Origin of the sequence: Pseudomonas sp. SCPG-7, assembly GCF_002156405.1 — a bacterium.
GTDB classification, from domain to species: Bacteria; Pseudomonadota; Gammaproteobacteria; order Pseudomonadales; family Pseudomonadaceae; genus Aquipseudomonas; species Aquipseudomonas parakoreensis.
The window spans coordinates 44,951-59,201 of the sequence record NZ_MVOO01000002.1 but is presented as its reverse complement, the minus strand read 5'-3'; the positions used below and the strand labels follow the sequence as shown (position 1 = coordinate 59,201).

Annotated in this window: 16 protein-coding genes; 10 read left to right on the top strand and 6 right to left on the bottom strand. The window is 61.1% G+C overall.

Annotated elements, in window-relative coordinates; translation table 11 throughout:
* Positions 1–87: 87 nt before the first annotated feature.
* The 10 genes from B1722_RS04625 to B1722_RS04580 are packed head-to-tail and all read left to right on the top strand — an operon-like array spanning position 88 to position 8,793.
* Positions 88–1,050, top strand: a complete 963-nt coding sequence (locus tag B1722_RS04625; RefSeq protein WP_041072444.1) for a DUF523 and DUF1722 domain-containing protein — start codon at positions 88–90, stop codon at positions 1,048–1,050.
* Positions 1,050–1,991: a MerR family transcriptional regulator gene (locus B1722_RS04620; RefSeq protein WP_041072446.1), complete on the top strand. Its 942-nt coding sequence runs from the start codon at positions 1,050–1,052 to the stop codon at positions 1,989–1,991. Before B1722_RS04625 ends, B1722_RS04620 begins: the two co-directional genes overlap by 1 nt.
* A gap of 11 nt (positions 1,992–2,002) precedes the next feature.
* A complete protein-coding gene (gene phrB, locus B1722_RS04615) occupies positions 2,003–3,448 on the top strand; it encodes a deoxyribodipyrimidine photo-lyase (protein ID WP_086791605.1) in 1,446 nt (481 codons plus the stop codon).
* On the top strand, positions 3,441–3,863 hold the full coding sequence (locus B1722_RS04610) for a nuclear transport factor 2 family protein (RefSeq protein ID WP_041072450.1): 423 nt from the start codon (positions 3,441–3,443) through the stop codon (positions 3,861–3,863). The genes phrB and B1722_RS04610 overlap by 8 nt, the downstream gene beginning before the upstream one ends.
* Positions 3,860–4,642 carry an SDR family oxidoreductase gene (locus B1722_RS04605; RefSeq protein WP_041072452.1) on the top strand — a complete coding sequence of 261 codons (783 nt, stop codon included), beginning with the start codon at positions 3,860–3,862 and terminating at the stop codon, positions 4,640–4,642. The genes B1722_RS04610 and B1722_RS04605 overlap by 4 nt, the downstream gene beginning before the upstream one ends.
* The gene (locus B1722_RS04600; RefSeq protein WP_086791603.1) at positions 4,639–5,886 is read left to right on the top strand and encodes an NAD(P)/FAD-dependent oxidoreductase; all 1,248 of its coding nucleotides are present in this window, start codon (positions 4,639–4,641) and stop codon (positions 5,884–5,886) included. Before B1722_RS04605 ends, B1722_RS04600 begins: the two co-directional genes overlap by 4 nt.
* Positions 5,883–6,698 (top strand): DUF1365 domain-containing protein, encoded by an 816-nt coding sequence (locus tag B1722_RS04595; RefSeq protein ID WP_041072456.1) that lies wholly within the window; start codon positions 5,883–5,885, stop codon positions 6,696–6,698. Before B1722_RS04600 ends, B1722_RS04595 begins: the two co-directional genes overlap by 4 nt.
* Positions 6,685–7,950, top strand: coding sequence for a cyclopropane-fatty-acyl-phospholipid synthase family protein (locus tag B1722_RS04590; protein WP_041072458.1), 1,266 nt, complete (start codon positions 6,685–6,687; stop codon positions 7,948–7,950). The genes B1722_RS04595 and B1722_RS04590 overlap by 14 nt, the downstream gene beginning before the upstream one ends.
* A complete protein-coding gene (locus B1722_RS04585) occupies positions 7,943–8,434 on the top strand; it encodes a DUF2878 domain-containing protein (protein ID WP_086791601.1) in 492 nt (163 codons plus the stop codon). The genes B1722_RS04590 and B1722_RS04585 overlap by 8 nt, the downstream gene beginning before the upstream one ends.
* A gap of 53 nt (positions 8,435–8,487) precedes the next feature.
* Positions 8,488–8,793, top strand: coding sequence for a YkgJ family cysteine cluster protein (locus B1722_RS04580; RefSeq protein ID WP_041072462.1), 306 nt, complete (start codon positions 8,488–8,490; stop codon positions 8,791–8,793).
* Between the two features lie 93 nt (positions 8,794–8,886).
* Here the strand turns inward: B1722_RS04580 and B1722_RS04575 are convergent, their stop codons facing one another.
* The 6 genes from B1722_RS04575 to hemA form a co-directional block, all read right to left on the bottom strand.
* Positions 8,887–9,405, bottom strand: coding sequence for an acyloxyacyl hydrolase (locus tag B1722_RS04575; protein WP_027612230.1), 519 nt, complete (start codon positions 9,403–9,405; stop codon positions 8,887–8,889).
* A gap of 112 nt (positions 9,406–9,517) precedes the next feature.
* On the bottom strand, positions 9,518–10,309 hold the full coding sequence (gene murI / locus B1722_RS04570; protein WP_086791599.1) for a glutamate racemase: 792 nt from the start codon (positions 10,307–10,309) through the stop codon (positions 9,518–9,520).
* Positions 10,302–11,057 carry a molybdopterin-synthase adenylyltransferase MoeB gene (locus tag B1722_RS04565; RefSeq protein ID WP_086791597.1) on the bottom strand — a complete coding sequence of 252 codons (756 nt, stop codon included), beginning with the start codon at positions 11,055–11,057 and terminating at the stop codon, positions 10,302–10,304. The genes murI and B1722_RS04565 overlap by 8 nt, the downstream gene beginning before the upstream one ends.
* A complete protein-coding gene (prmC, locus tag B1722_RS04560; RefSeq protein WP_041072468.1) occupies positions 11,051–11,881 on the bottom strand; it encodes a peptide chain release factor N(5)-glutamine methyltransferase in 831 nt (276 codons plus the stop codon). The genes B1722_RS04565 and prmC overlap by 7 nt, the downstream gene beginning before the upstream one ends.
* Positions 11,882–12,964, bottom strand: coding sequence for a peptide chain release factor 1 (gene prfA / locus B1722_RS04555; RefSeq protein WP_027612234.1), 1,083 nt, complete (start codon positions 12,962–12,964; stop codon positions 11,882–11,884). It abuts the gene before it with no gap.
* Entirely contained in the window at positions 12,961–14,247 is a 1,287-nt protein-coding gene (gene hemA / locus B1722_RS04550) for a glutamyl-tRNA reductase (RefSeq protein ID WP_041072472.1), read from the bottom strand. Before hemA ends, prfA begins: the two co-directional genes overlap by 4 nt.
* Between the last annotated feature and the right edge of the window lie 4 nt (positions 14,248–14,251).

The window sequence follows — 14,251 nt, the reverse complement described above, 5'->3', positions numbered from 1 at the left end:
ATGAGTTGACTTGTACACGCATGAATCTATGCTGAGGAAAAGTTGTACAGAAATAAATACCTGTACAGGAATAGATTCGAGGTGTGCATGTCCGATCTTTCTGCTTTGCGGCCCAAAATCGCCATCAGCGCCTGCCTGATGGGCGCCGAAGTGCGCTACAACGGCGGGCATAAGGAATCGCGGCTGTGCAGCCGCACCCTCGCCGAGCATTTCGAATTCGTCCCGGTTTGTCCTGAAGTCGCGATTGGCCTGGGCATTCCTCGCGAGCCGATCCGCCTGGTCGGGGATCCGGACGCTCCTGAAGCGGTCGGCACCGTCAACCCGCAAATCAATGTCACCGAACCACTGGCAGCCTACGGGCAGAAAATGGCCGGCGAGCTCAATGACATCTGCGGCTACATCTTCATGCAGCAGTCGCCTTCGTGCGGTCTGGAGCGGGTCAAGGTCTATCACGCCAACGGCGCGCCGGTGAACGGCGGCGGCCGTGGCATCTACGCTCAGGCGTTCTGTGCGCAGCACCCGGATCTGCCGGTAGAAGAAGCCGGACGCCTGAACGATCCAGTGCTGCGGGAAAACTTCATCACCCGCGTACTCGCCTACAGCGCCTGGCAACAAGTGCTCAAACAAGGCTTGAGCCGCCGCGCACTGACCGAATTCCACTCGCGCTACAAATACCTGTTGATGGCGCACAACCCTGAACAATACAAAGCCTTGGGCAAATTGCTGGGCAACATGGCCCAGACCGATCCGGTCGAACTCGGCCCGCGCTATTTCAGCGAGTTGATGAGCGCGTTGAAGAAATGCGCCACCCGCCGCACTCACAGCAACGTCCTGCAGCACATCAGCGGCTATCTGAAACAGGCGATCAGCCCTGAAGACAAACAGGAAATGCAACATGTCATCGGCCAGTACCGTCACGGCATCGTGCCGCTGGTGGTGCCGCTGACCTTGCTCAAACATCATTTTCGCCAACACCCGGACCCGTACATCGCACAACAGGTGTACCTGCAGCCGCATCCGGAAAACCTCAGCCTGCGAAACGCCATTTGATGAACGACACACTCGACAGCAGCGCCCGGGAAGACCTCGGTGCGGACTTCAAGAAAGCCCTCGACGAGGGCTGGCTGCCCATCCGCGAAGTGGCGCGGCAGACCGGCGTCAACGCCATTACCCTGCGCGCCTGGGAGCGCCGTTACGGGTTGATCGTGCCGCAGCGCACGCCCAAGGGCCATCGCCTGTATTCCAGCGAACATGTGCAACGCATCCTGACCATTCTGACCTGGCTCAACCGAGGCGTGGCGGTCAGTCAGGTCAAACCGTTGCTCGACGCGCCGCAAGCTTTTACCGAGACGGTGGAGAACGACTGGCAACGACAGCGTCAGTCCTTGCTCGGCGCCGTCATCCAGCTCAATGAGCGCAATCTCGACGACAGCATCAACCAGGCCATGGCCCTGTACCCGCCACGCACGCTGTGCGAGCAATTACTCCTGCCGCTGCTGGCCGAACTCGAACAGCGCTGGCAAGGACAGTTCGGTGCGCAGATGGAGCGTGTGTTCTTTTATTCGTGGTTGCGCAGCAAATTTGGCGCGCGCATCTACCATAACAATCGGCAATTGCACGCTGCACCGCTGCTGCTGATCAATCACTCGGACCTGGCGCTGGAACCACACCTGTGGCTCTGCGCGTGGCTGATCAGCAGTGCCGACTGCCCGGTACAAGTGTTCGACTGGCCTCTTCCGGCCGGAGAACTGGCGCTGGCGGTCGATCATCTGCAAGCGCGAGGAGTGCTGCTGTATTCCAGCAAGGCAATGAACCTGGCGCAGTTGCCGAAACTGCTGAACGGCATCAGCGCGGCAAAAATGCTCGTCGGACCAACGGTATGCATCCACCAGACCGAGTTGTCCGTAAGAACCCTTGAGATCGCTGATTTGATCCTGGCCGAAGATTCGCTCTCGGCCCATCAGGTACTCGTTCAGCGTGGGCTGATTTAATGGAAACCGCGATGCAATTGATCTGGCTGCGCAGCGACTTGCGCCAACATGACAACACCGCCCTCGCGGCTGCCGCTGCGCGCGGCCCGACGGTTGCCGTGTATCTGTTGAGCCCGCAGCAGTGGCTGGAACATGACGACGCGGCGTGCAAGATCGACTTCTGGTTGCGCAACCTGCGTGAATTGAGTGCCATCCTTGGTGCGCTGAATATCCCGTTGCTGCTGCGCACTGCCGACCATTGGGATCAGGCCCAGGCGGTGTTGCTTGAGCTTTGCCGGCAACTGAACGTGGAAACCGTGCACGTCAATGAAGAATACGGCGTTCACGAAAGCCAGCGCGACGCCGCAGTCGCCGCGACCCTGAAGACCAGAGGCATTGCTTTTCACAGCTACCTCGACCAACTGCTGTTCAGGCCCGGCACGGTACTGACCAAAACCGAAACTTACTTTCAGGTGTTCAGCCAGTTCCGCAAGGTCTGCTATGAGCGCCTGCATCGCTCGGTACCAGCGTTGGTAAAAGCCCCCGGCAAGCAAGCGAAGCTGAATATCGACAGCGATCCGGTGCCGGCCTCAATCAAAGGTTTTGCACCACCGAGCGAGTCATTGCGCGCCCTGTGGCCGGCAGGCGAGCAGGAAGCCCGGCGCCGTCTCGACACCTTCGCCGACGCGCAAATCGACTACTACCAGAGCGAACGCGACTTCCCGGCCAAACCCGGCACCAGTCAACTCTCGGCCTATTTGGCTGCCGGGGTGATTTCGCCGCGCCAATGCCTGCATGCAGCCCTGCAAAGCAATCAGGGCGAGTTCGACAGCGGCAAGGTCGGCGCGGTGACGTGGATCAACGAGCTGCTGTGGCGTGAGTTCTACAAGCACATTCTGGTGGGTTATCCACGGGTGTCGCGTCACCGCGCGTTTCGCCCGGAAACCGAGGCCCTGGCCTGGCGTGATGCGCCGGACGATCTGGCCGCGTGGCAAGAAGCGCGCACCGGTTTGCCGATCATCGATGCGGCCATGCGCCAACTGCTGGAAACCGGCTGGATGCACAACCGCCTACGGATGGTGGTGGCGATGTTCCTGACCAAAAACCTGTTGATCGACTGGCGTGAGGGCGAGCGTTTTTTCATGCGTCACCTGATCGACGGCGACCTGGCAGCGAACAACGGCGGCTGGCAATGGAGCGCTTCGACCGGCACTGATTCGGCACCGTATTTCCGTATTTTCAATCCGATCAGCCAATCGGAAAAATTCGACAGCGAAGGTGTGTTCATCAAGCACTGGCTGCCTGAACTGGCCGGCCTGAACAAGAAGGAAGTACACAACCCGGCCAGCGCCGGCGGACTGTTCGGCGTGGCGGATTATCCGGCGCCGATCGTCAATCTGGGGGCCTCGCGCGAACGCGCGCTGGCGGCCTTCAAGAACCTGCCGGCGCGTTCGTCCATGGAAGATGCCCATGAGTGAATTCCTGCGCCGCTTCGCCCGTCAGTTCGCCGAGTTGAACAAAGACAACTTGCAACGCCTGAGCGACCTGTACAGCGAGGACATTCACTTCACCGATCCGCTGCATGAAGTGCAGGGGCTCAAGCAACTGCGCAACTACTTCAGCGAGCTCTACGCCAACGTCAGCGAATTGCGCTTCGACTTTCACGGTTTCGACCAGATCGCTGACGGTGAAGGTTACCTGCGCTGGGTCATGAGTTACCGCCACCCGCGCCTGGCGGGTGGTCAGTTGATTCGCGTCTCCGGGTGTTCACACCTGCTGTGGCGCGACAAGGTTTATCGCCACCGGGATTATTTCGATGCCGGGGCCATGCTGTATGAACATTTACCCGTATTGGGCCGGGTGATCGCCTGGCTGAAAAGGAGAATGGGATGAGTCGTACACCTCCACGGCGGTATTGGCTGACCGGTGCCAGCAGCGGCATCGGCGCAGCGCTGGCCGAAGAGATTCTGAAAAGCGGCGCGCATCTGGCCGTCAGCTCGCGTCAGGTGGCACCGCTCAAAGTGCTGTCGCAACGCTATCCGGGGCAAGTGCTGGTGGTGGCGGGCGATCTGACCAACAGTCAGACCGTGCGCGAAATCGGTCAGCAGATCGAACAGGCCTGGGGTTCACTGGACAGCGTGATTCTTAATGCCGGTACCTGCGAATACGTGGACGCCCGACAGTTCGATGCCTCGATCATCGAACACGTGGTGCGCACCAATCTGCTCGCCAGCAGTTACTGCATCGAAGCCGCCTTGCCGTTGCTGCGCAAAGGCACCACGCCGCACTTGGTCGGGATGGCCAGCTCGGTCACCTATCTGCCGCTGCCCCGGGCCGAAGCCTATGGCGCATCGAAGGCAGGGCTACGTTACCTGTTTGAATCGCTGCGTATCGACCTGGCGGTCGAGGGCATCGACGTCACGATCATCAGCCCGGGCTTTGTCGAAACGCCACTCACCGCAAAGAACGACTTCCCGATGCCGTTGAGCTGGCCTGTGGATAAAGCCGCGCGGCATATCTTCAGCCATCTCGATAACCGGCCTCTGGAAATCGCTTTTCCGGCACTGTTCATGGCGGCACTGTGGCCCCTGTCGAAACTGCCAGCGCGTCTGCAACTGGCGATCGGCAAGCGCATGGTGCGCAGCAACCCACCGCTGCGGGACCCGATATGAAGATTGCCATTGTCGGCAGCGGAATCGCCGGCCTGACCTGCGCCCACCTGCTCAATCGCCGACACGACATCACGGTGTTCGAGGCCAGCGACTGGGTCGGCGGTCACACGCATACCGTGCAGGTGACCGTCGATGGCCGCGAATACGCCGTGGACACTGGGTTCATCGTGTTCAACGACTGGACCTATCCGAACTTCATTCGATTGCTCGGCCAGCTCGGCGTGTCGTTCAAACCGACGGAAATGAGCTTCTCGGTCACCGACCCGGACACCGGTCTGGAATATAACGGCAACAACCTCAACAGCCTCTTCGCCCAGCGCAGCAACCTGCTGTCCCCGGGGTTCTGGGGGATGTTGCGCGACATTCTGCGCTTCAATAAAGAAGCCCAGCGCGACCTCGCCGAACAGCGTATTGCCGCCGATACCACGCTCGACGATTACCTCAAGGCTGGCGGTTATGGCGAACGTTTCATCCTGCATTACATCGTGCCGATGGGCTCGGCGATCTGGTCGATGCCGATGGCCGAGATGCTCAATTTCCCGCTGCAATTCTTTGTGCGCTTCTTCAAGAATCATGGCCTGCTGTCAGTCAGTGATCGCCCGCAATGGCAGGTGATCGAGGGCGGCTCCAGTGCCTATGTCGCGCCACTGAGCGCAGCGTTCCAGGACAAGATCCGCCTCAGTTGCCCGGTGACGCGCATCGATCGCGATGAACACGGCGTGGTTATCCACAGCCCGGCCGGCATCGAGCGTTTCGACAAAGTCGTGCTTGCCTGCCACAGCGACCAGGCCCTGCAATTGCTTGGCACGCCAAGCCAGGCGGAACGCTCGATCCTCGGCGCCCTGCCCTATGCCGATAACGAAGTCGTGTTGCATACCGATACCCGTCTGCTGCCGACCCGCAAACTGGCGTGGGCCAGCTGGAACTATCGCTTGAGCGGCGCCGGCCATACCCACGCGGCCGTCACTTACGACATGAACATCCTGCAGGGCATTCAGAGCGACACCACGTTCTGCGTCAGCCTCAACCAGAGCGCCGGGATCAGCCCGTTCAAAGTGCTGGCCAAATACACTTACGCCCACCCGCAATTCAGCCTCGCGGCGGTCGCGGCGCAGAACCGCTGGGCCGAAATCGACGGTCAGCAGCACACCCACTACTGCGGCGCTTACTGGGCCAACGGTTTTCATGAGGACGGCGTGGTCAGCGCGTTGCGCGTGGCCGCCGCGTTCGGGGAAAGCTTATGAACAGCGCTCTGTACAGCGGCTGGATTGGCCATCGGCGCTTTTCGCCCAGACGCCACGAATTCCGTTACCGGATCGGTCTGTTGTACCTCGATCTGGCGGAACAGGACGCCGTGTTCGAACTGTCACCGTTTGCCAGTCGCAGCCGCTTTGCACCGTTTTCGTTTCGCGAAACCGACTACCTGAAAACCTTCACCGGCAGCGGCATGCGCCTGATCGATGCGGTGCGCCAGCAGGTCGCAACCGCCCTTGGCTACCAGCCGCAAGGTTCGGTCTGCCTGCTGACCCAGCCGCGCAGTTGGGGTCTGGCGTTCAATCCGGTGAGTTTCTTTTATTGTCACGAGGCCGACGGGCAACTGGCGGCGATTCTCTGCGAAGTGACCAACACGCCGTGGCGCGAACGTTATCACTACGTATTGCCCGCCCGCACGCCGACCCACTTGCAAGACTTTCATCAGCATTTCGCCGTGGCCAAGGCCTTTCATGTTTCGCCGTTCCTACCGCGCGATCTGGAGTACCGCATGAGTTTCAGCCCGGCCGCGCAAAACCTCGGCGTGCACATGGCCGACTGGCAGGGCGACCTCAAGCTGTTCGACGCCACGTTGAACTTGCAGCGCGAGCCCCTTGATCGCCGCAGCCTGCACCGCTACTTGCGGCGCTTTCCGTGGATGACCGCGAAAACCTGTCTGGCCATTTATTGGCAAGCCCTGCGCCTGTTGCTCAAACGCGCGCCGATTTTTGCTCATCAGGCTGCCGACGGCAGCTTCCAAATCGCCACTGTGCCTCCCAAGGAGCACCGCCATGAAATCCTCTAGCCTGACTGTCAGTCGCTTCAGCACCAACGGCTTGACCGGCTCGCTGCTGCGGCGCGGCGTATTGCGGCAACTGAGCCGACTCAAACACGGGCAGTTGTTGGTGGTCGAGGACGGCGAGCGCCTGATGTTCGGTACGCCGGGCAGCCACCTGCTCGGTGAAATCCATGTGCAAGACGCGGCGGTGTGGGGCATGGTCGCCGGTAACGGCTCGATTGGTGCCGGCGAAGCATTTATCCACGGTTACTGGAATTCGCCGGACCTGACCGCGGTGGTGCGCGTGTTCGTCAGCAACCTCGACGTACTCGACGCCATGGAACGCGGCCTGGCCCGCCTCAGCCGGCCACTGGTGCAAGGCCTGCACTGGCTCAACCGCAACACGCGCAAGGGCTCGCAGAAAAACATCGCGGCGCACTATGACCTGGGCAACGATCTGTTCGAACAGTTTCTCGACCCGACCATGATGTATTCAGCCGCACAGTTCCTCACGCCCGAGGACAGCCTGGAACAGGCCCAGTTGAACAAGCTGGAACGGATCTGCCAGAAGCTCGCGCTCCAACCCGAAGACCACCTGCTGGAGATCGGCACCGGTTGGGGCAGCATGGCGCTCTACGCCGCGCAGCATTACGGTTGCCGCGTCACCACCACGACCCTGTCGAAAGAGCAGTACGCGTTTACTGCCAAGCGCATTGAAGCCCTGGGGTTGCAGGATCGGGTGACGCTGCTGCTCAAGGATTACCGCGACCTCACCGGCGAGTACGACAAACTGGTGTCGATCGAAATGATCGAAGCGGTCGGCCATCGCTTTCTGCCGACCTACTTCAAACAATGCGCGCACCTGCTCAAGAGCAACGGCCTGATGCTGTTGCAGGCAATCACCATTCGCGAGCAGCGCTACGAACAGGCCAAGCGCGGCGTCGACTTCATCCAGCGCTACATCTTCCCCGGCGGCGCCTTGCCCTGCGTACAAAAAATGCTTGAAGTGGTCAGCCGCGAAACCGACATGAACCTGTTGCACATGGAAGACTTCGGCCTGCACTACGCCCGTACCCTGCGCCTGTGGCACGAAAACTTTCGCCGCGCCCACGGCCGCTTGAGTGAATTGGGTTACGACGATTACTTCCTGCGGCTGTGGGAGTTTTACCTGTGCTACTGCGAAGGCGGGTTTCTAGAGCGCACCATCGGCACGGCGCAATTGCTGCTGGCGAAACCGGCGGCCATGCCGGCGCCGTTGCTCGGCCGCTTCGATGCTTGAGCGAGTGGCCAATGCTGTGCTGTTTCAGGTCGGCTGGCTGGCCTGTGTCATCGGCGGCAACAGTCTGTGGCTGCTGCTGGCGCTGGCGGTGCTGGTGATTCATCTGGGCTGGATCAGCAGTTGGGCGGCGGAAGGTCGCCTGATCCTCAGCGTGGTGATTGTCGGCACGGCGGTAGACAGCCTGTTGCGGGCTGCCGGGGTGTTCGAATTCCAGGATCTGTCGCCACTGATTCCGCTGTGGCTGATGCTGCTCTGGGCCTTGCTCGCCACCACGTTGCGTCATTGCCTGCAATGGAGCGCCCGTCCCTGGTGGCTGGCCAGCGCACTCGGTGCAGTGGGCGGCGCCGTATCCTATTACGGCGGCGGACATCTGGCCGGCGTGCGATTCCCCTACGGTGAAGTGCCGACCCTGATCGGCATCGGCCTGCTGTGGGCCCTGCTGTTTCCGTTGTTGCATGCCATGGCGCGGCGCTTGAGCCACTGAGCGTCTGTCAGACCTTTCACACGATACCCGGCGGCTGCCTTACACTGCCCGGCATGAAAACCATTCCCCACCAGCAAATCACCGAGCCAGCGGTCACCTGTTCGACCTGCGCGGCGTGCTGCTGCCAGCTTGAAGTGATGCTGATCACCGACACCGGCGTGCCTGAGCGCTTTATCGATACCGATGAGTGGGGCGGTGAAGTCATGCTGCGTCTGGACGACGGCTGGTGCGCGGCGCTGGATCGCGACAGCATGATGTGCACGATCTACGAACGACGTCCGCTGATCTGTCGCGAGTTCGAGATGGGTGCACCGGAGTGCATTGAAGAACGCAAAGGCATTGCCACGGCCTACCGTTGATTAGATGCAAAAAGATCGCAGCCTGCGGCAGCTCCTACAGGGGATTGGGTTTTCCTTTAGGAGCTGCCGCAGGCTGCGATCTTTTGATCTTGCTTACAGCGGCATCGTGTAATGCAGCGCGTAGCTTTCTACACCGTCGTTACTGCTGGCCAGGCCGGCGTTGGAGTAGTGCGTCGCACGGATCCCGACTTCATGCCCGCCATTGAAGCGCAGGCCAAAACCGATGCGGTCTTCGAACTGGAAAGAGCCGCCGATGTTGTTGCTTTCATATTTGGTGTTGGAGAACGCTGCGACACCAATGCCCGCTTCAACATACGGCTTGACCGACTGACCGGCAAACTCGTAAACGAACACCGGCGAGAACGACAGGCTGTTGTTGCTGGAAGTCTTGTCACCCTCCCAATACGTGTAGGCACCGCTCCAGTAACCGGTCAGGCGACCGACGTCACTTTGCAGCCAGCTCTTGTCCCAATCGAAATTCATGCCCAGGCGATACGTCATTGTCGAATCGCTGGTCGCACCCACTGCAAACTCAACGCCTGCCGCTTGTGCGGTAATACTTTGCCCCATCAGTGCAGCCGCAATCGCGGCCAAGCAGAATAGTCGCTTCACTTTGAAACTTCCTTTTCCGGAACGATCGTTTGGTTTTTTAGTAAACCCAGCGGTATAGAAATCAGCGCTTGAGCAGAAGTTCAGCTGACTTTTTAGATATTTCACATTTTTTTTACAAGGTGAATTTTTCGACGTCGCCGACGGCCTGGCCCAACAGGGGCAGGATTTTGCGAAAGGACGCCGGATCGGCGCTGGTCCAGAATCTGACTGGCTGGTTCGGTCCGTCGGCGAGCAACCCGCGCTCGACCAGCAGCCGCTGCAACTGGCGGGCGACGGCGGCACCGGTGTCGATCAGGCTGATGCTTTCGGGGAGCATCGACTTGAGCATCGGTTTGAGAAACGGATAGTGGGTGCAGCCGAGGATGATCGTGTCGCAACCATTGGCCAGCAGCGGCTCGACATAGTGCTGGAGCAATGCGCGCAGCTCGGCGCTATGCAGATCGCCGCTTTCAATCAGCTCGACCAGACCGGGGCACGGCTGGGTGATGACGCGAACATCGGTGGCGAAACGATCGAGCAACGCGGCGAACTTGGCGCTCTGCAACGTGCCGGTGGTGGCAAGTACGCCAACCACACCGCTACGGGTCGCGGCAGCAGCAGGTTTGACCGCAGGCTCCATGCCGACAATCGGCCACTCGGGGAAATCCCGGCGCAGATCGGCAACAGCGGCCACCGTCGCGGTGTTGCAGGCAATCACCAGGGCCTTGGCGCCCTGCTCGCGGAAAAAACCGGCCATCACCATGCAGCGCTGGCGGATGAACTCAGGGGATTTTTCGCCGTAGGGAATGTGCCCGCAATCGGCGAAGTACAGCAGTGACTCATGGGGCAGCAACCGCTGGATCTCGGCCAGTACCGACAAGCCGCCGACACCGGAATCGAACACCGCGATCGGTGCCTCACGCATCGTGCGATCCGCAGACGCTGCAGCCCGGATCGCGCTTGACCCGCAGCTCACGAAAGCGCGAACCCAAGGCATCGATCAGCAGCAAGCGGCCTACCAGTGGTTCGCCGAAACCGACCAGCACTTTCAAGGCCTCGAGCGCCTGAAGACTGCCGACCAGGCCCACCAGTGGCCCGACCACACCCGCCTCGCTGCACGTCAGTTCGGCTTCGCTGCCATGCCCGTACAGGCAGTGGTAGCACGGACTTTCCGGGCGACGCGGGTCGAACACCGCCAACTGCCCTTCCAGACGAATCGCCGCGCCGCTGACCAGCGGCTTGCGCGCGGCCACGCACGCGGCGTTGACCGCTTCGCGGGTGGAGAAATTGTCGGAACAGTCGAGTACCAGATCCACCGCCGACACGGCAGCGGCAAGGGAGTCCTCGTCCAGCGCCTGACGGTGCGGCACCAGTTGAATCTCGGGATTGATCGCGCCGAGGCGCTTGAGCGCCGAGTCGACCTTGCTCATGCCGACGCTGTCGGTGTCATGAATGATCTGACGCTGCAGGTTGGTCAGGTCGACCGTGTCGAAATCCGCCAGATGCAACTCACCGACACCGGCCGCCGCCAGATACAGCGCGACCGGCGCACCGAGACCGCCGAGGCCGACGATCAGCACGCGGCTGTCTTTGAGCTTCAGTTGCCCATCGATGTCGATGTGTTGCAGCAGAATCTGCCGGCTGTAGCGCAGCAATTCCTGATCATTCAGCACGGCAGGCGCCCCAGGCTGATCCGTTGATGGCCGCCTAGATCGGTGCGGCTGTGGACTTGTTCAAAACCGCGAGTGAGCAGCAGATCACGCACGGCCTCGGCTTGATCATAGCCGTGTTCGAGCATCAGCCAGCCGCCGGCTTCCAGATGATCCGGGGCCTGGGCGACGATCAGGCGCAGATCGTCGAGCCCGTCGACACCGGCCACCAGCGCACTGGCCGGTTCGAAGCGCACGTCGCCCTCGACCAGATGCGGGTCGGCAGCGGCGATGTAGGGCGGGTTGCTGATGATCAGATCGAAGCGCTGGCCTTGGAGGGCGCTGAACCAGTGGCTGCTCAGCACCGTGGCGTTGTTCAGGCTCAGGCGCTGGCGGTTGCGTTCGGCCAGGGCCACGGCTTCCAGCACGCGATCCACCGCCGTGACTTGCCACGCCGGGCGTTCGCTGGCCAGGGCCAAGGCAATCGCGCCGCTGCCGGTGCCAAGATCGAGCACTTTCGCCGGCGTTGCCGCCAGCAGCTCCAGCGCAGCTTCGACCAGCAATTCGGTGTCCGGGCGCGGAATCAGCGTGTGCGGCGCGACTTCCAGATCGAGTTTCCAGAAACCCTGCTGACCGAGGATGTAGGCCACCGGCTCGCCACTTCGACGCCGTTGCAGGTACTCGGTAAAAATCAGCACCGCTTCGCTGGGTACGATGCGCTCGGGCCAGGTGTGGAGGAAGCTGCGCGACTTGCCCAGTGCCGCCGCCAGGAGCAATTCGGCATCCAGGCGCGCCGTTGGCGAATCCGGCAGTTCGGCGGCACGCAGCAGACTGGCAATGATGGTCATTTATTCACCTATCGCTGCAAGCTGGTCGGCCTGGTATTCGGCCAGCAAAGGCTCGATCACCGCTTCAACGCCACCGGCGAGGATTTCATCCAGGGAGTACAGGGTCAGGTTGACGCGATGGTCGGTGACCCGGCCCTGAGCAAAGTTGTAAGTACGAATACGCTCGGAACGGTCGCCGGAACCGACCAGCAGCTTACGCTCGCTGGCAATCGCATTGGCCGCTGCGGCGGTCTGCTGGTCGTTGAGCTTGGCCGACAGCCAGGCCATCGCCCGCGCACGGTTCTTGTGCTGGGAACGTTCTTCCTGGCACTCGACGACGGTGCCGGTCGGTATGTGCGTGATGCGGATCGCCGAGTCGGTGGTGTTGACGTGCTGACCACCGGCCCCGGAGGAGCGGTAAGTGTCGACACGCAGATCCGCCGGGTTGATCTCGATGGCTTCCCGCTCGTCCGGCTCGGGCAACACCGCCACGGTGCAGGCCGAGGTGTGGATACGGCCCTGGGATTCGGTGGCGGGTACACGCTGTACTCGGTGCGCGCCGGACTCGAATTTCAGCTTGCCGTAAACGTTGTCGCCTTCAATGCGGGCGATGACTTCTTTATAGCCACCGTGCTCGCCTTCGTTTTCCGAAAGGATCTCCACGCGCCAGCCACGCCGTTCGGCGTAACGCGAGTACATGCGAAACAGATCGCCGGAGAAGATCGCCGCTTCGTCGCCACCGGTACCGGCGCGGATTTCGAGAAAGACGTTACGCCCGTCATTGGGATCCTTGGGCAGCAACATGCGCTGCAGATCATCTTCCAGTCTGATCAGTAATTCCTTGGCTTCGCGGACTTCTTCCACGGCCATTTCACGCATGTCCGGGTCGCTGTCCTTGAGCAGCGCCTGGGCGCCTTCAAGATCACTTTGTACGCCGAGCAGCTTTTTATAGCCTTGTACCACCGGCTCGAGTTCGGCGTATTCCTTGGAATAAGCGCGGAATTTGGCCTGGTCGGCAATGACTTCGCCGTCGCCGAGCAGCGCGGTCAGTTCCTCGAAACGGTCCTGGAGGGTATCCAGCTTGTTGAGCAGTGACGCTTTCATTGCGGTTTTTTATCCGAAAAACTATCCGGTGAGCCCTCGAGGGCGAAGAGTTCCTGGGCCATGGCCAGCGCATCGAGGCGGCCTTCGGCAGAAAGCTTTTTCAACTGCACGCTGGGCGCATGCAGCAGTTTATTGGTCAGGCCACGGGCCAGTTGCCCGAGCACCTCTTCGGCGTTACCGCCGTTGGCCAGCAGACGCAGGGCCTTTTGCAGCTCCTCGTCGCGCAGGCGCTCGCTTTGTTGCCGATAAGCCTTGAGCACATCGACCGCCGCCAGCTCACGCAGACGCACCATGAAATCGTCGGCGCCGACCGAGACCATCTCTTCCGCCGCCTGGGCTGCGCCCTGCCGACTCTTGAGGTTCTCGGCAACCACTTCGTGCAGATCGTCGACGCTGTACAGGTAAACGTCGTCGAGTTCGCCGACTTCCGGCTCGATGTCGCGGGGTACGGCGATGTCGACCATGAAGATCGGCTTGTGCTTGCGCTGCTTCAGCGCGCTTTCGACGGCGCCTTTACCGAGGATCGGCAACTGACTGGCGGTCGAACTGATCACGATATCGCTGCGCACCAGTTCTGCCGGAATGTCCGATAGCAGCACCGCATGCGCGCCGAACTGCTCGGCCAGCAGGCTGGCACGTTCCAGCGTACGGTTGGCGACCACGATGCGCTTGACCCCCAGCTCGTGCAAATGGCGGGCGACCAGCGTGATGGTCTCGCCGGCGCCGATCAACAGGGCCTGGCTGCGCTGCAAATCACTGAAAATTTGTTTGGCCAGGCTGACGGCGGCAAACGCCACGGACACCGGGTTTTCACCGATGGCGGTGTCGGTACGCACTTGCTTGGCGGCGTTGAACGTCGCTTGAAACAGCCGCCCCAGCAGCGGGCCGATGGTGCCCGCCTCACGCGCCACGGCGTAGGCCGATTTCATCTGGCCGAGGATCTGCGGTTCGCCCAGCACCAGCGAGTCGAGCCCGGAGGCGACGCGCATCATGTGACGAACTGCCGCATCATCTTCGTGCACATAAGCGCTCGCACGCAGCTCATCGAGGCTTAAATGGTGATAATCGGCCAGCCAGCGCAGAACCAGATCAGCGGAAATCTGATCCTGTTCTATATAAAGCTCACTGCGATTGCAGGTGGAGAGGATCGCAGCTTCGCGGCTGTCGGTGAGTCGGCAGAGCTGCTGCAAGGCCTCCACCAGCTGCTCAGGGGTAAAGGCCACGCGCTCGCGGACGTCTACTGAAGCAGTCTTGTGGTTAATACCGAGTGCAAGGAAGGCCATTCAA

Coding starts and splice junctions, on each gene's coding strand:
- B1722_RS04625 (WP_041072444.1), top strand. CDS start 88: ATGTCCGATCTTTCTGCTTTGCGGCCCAAAATCGCCATCAGCGCCTGC.
- B1722_RS04620 (WP_041072446.1), top strand. CDS start 1,050: ATGAACGACACACTCGACAGCAGCGCCCGGGAAGACCTCGGTGCGGAC.
- phrB (WP_086791605.1), top strand. CDS start 2,003: ATGCAATTGATCTGGCTGCGCAGCGACTTGCGCCAACATGACAACACC.
- B1722_RS04610 (WP_041072450.1), top strand. CDS start 3,441: ATGAGTGAATTCCTGCGCCGCTTCGCCCGTCAGTTCGCCGAGTTGAAC.
- B1722_RS04605 (WP_041072452.1), top strand. CDS start 3,860: ATGAGTCGTACACCTCCACGGCGGTATTGGCTGACCGGTGCCAGCAGC.
- B1722_RS04600 (WP_086791603.1), top strand. CDS start 4,639: ATGAAGATTGCCATTGTCGGCAGCGGAATCGCCGGCCTGACCTGCGCC.
- B1722_RS04595 (WP_041072456.1), top strand. CDS start 5,883: ATGAACAGCGCTCTGTACAGCGGCTGGATTGGCCATCGGCGCTTTTCG.
- B1722_RS04590 (WP_041072458.1), top strand. CDS start 6,685: ATGAAATCCTCTAGCCTGACTGTCAGTCGCTTCAGCACCAACGGCTTG.
- B1722_RS04585 (WP_086791601.1), top strand. CDS start 7,943: ATGCTTGAGCGAGTGGCCAATGCTGTGCTGTTTCAGGTCGGCTGGCTG.
- B1722_RS04580 (WP_041072462.1), top strand. CDS start 8,488: ATGAAAACCATTCCCCACCAGCAAATCACCGAGCCAGCGGTCACCTGT.
- murI (WP_086791599.1), bottom strand. CDS start 10,309: ATGCGTGAGGCACCGATCGCGGTGTTCGATTCCGGTGTCGGCGGCTTG.
- prmC (WP_041072468.1), bottom strand. CDS start 11,881: ATGACCATCATTGCCAGTCTGCTGCGTGCCGCCGAACTGCCGGATTCG.
- prfA (WP_027612234.1), bottom strand. CDS start 12,964: ATGAAAGCGTCACTGCTCAACAAGCTGGATACCCTCCAGGACCGTTTC.
- hemA (WP_041072472.1), bottom strand. CDS start 14,247: ATGGCCTTCCTTGCACTCGGTATTAACCACAAGACTGCTTCAGTAGAC.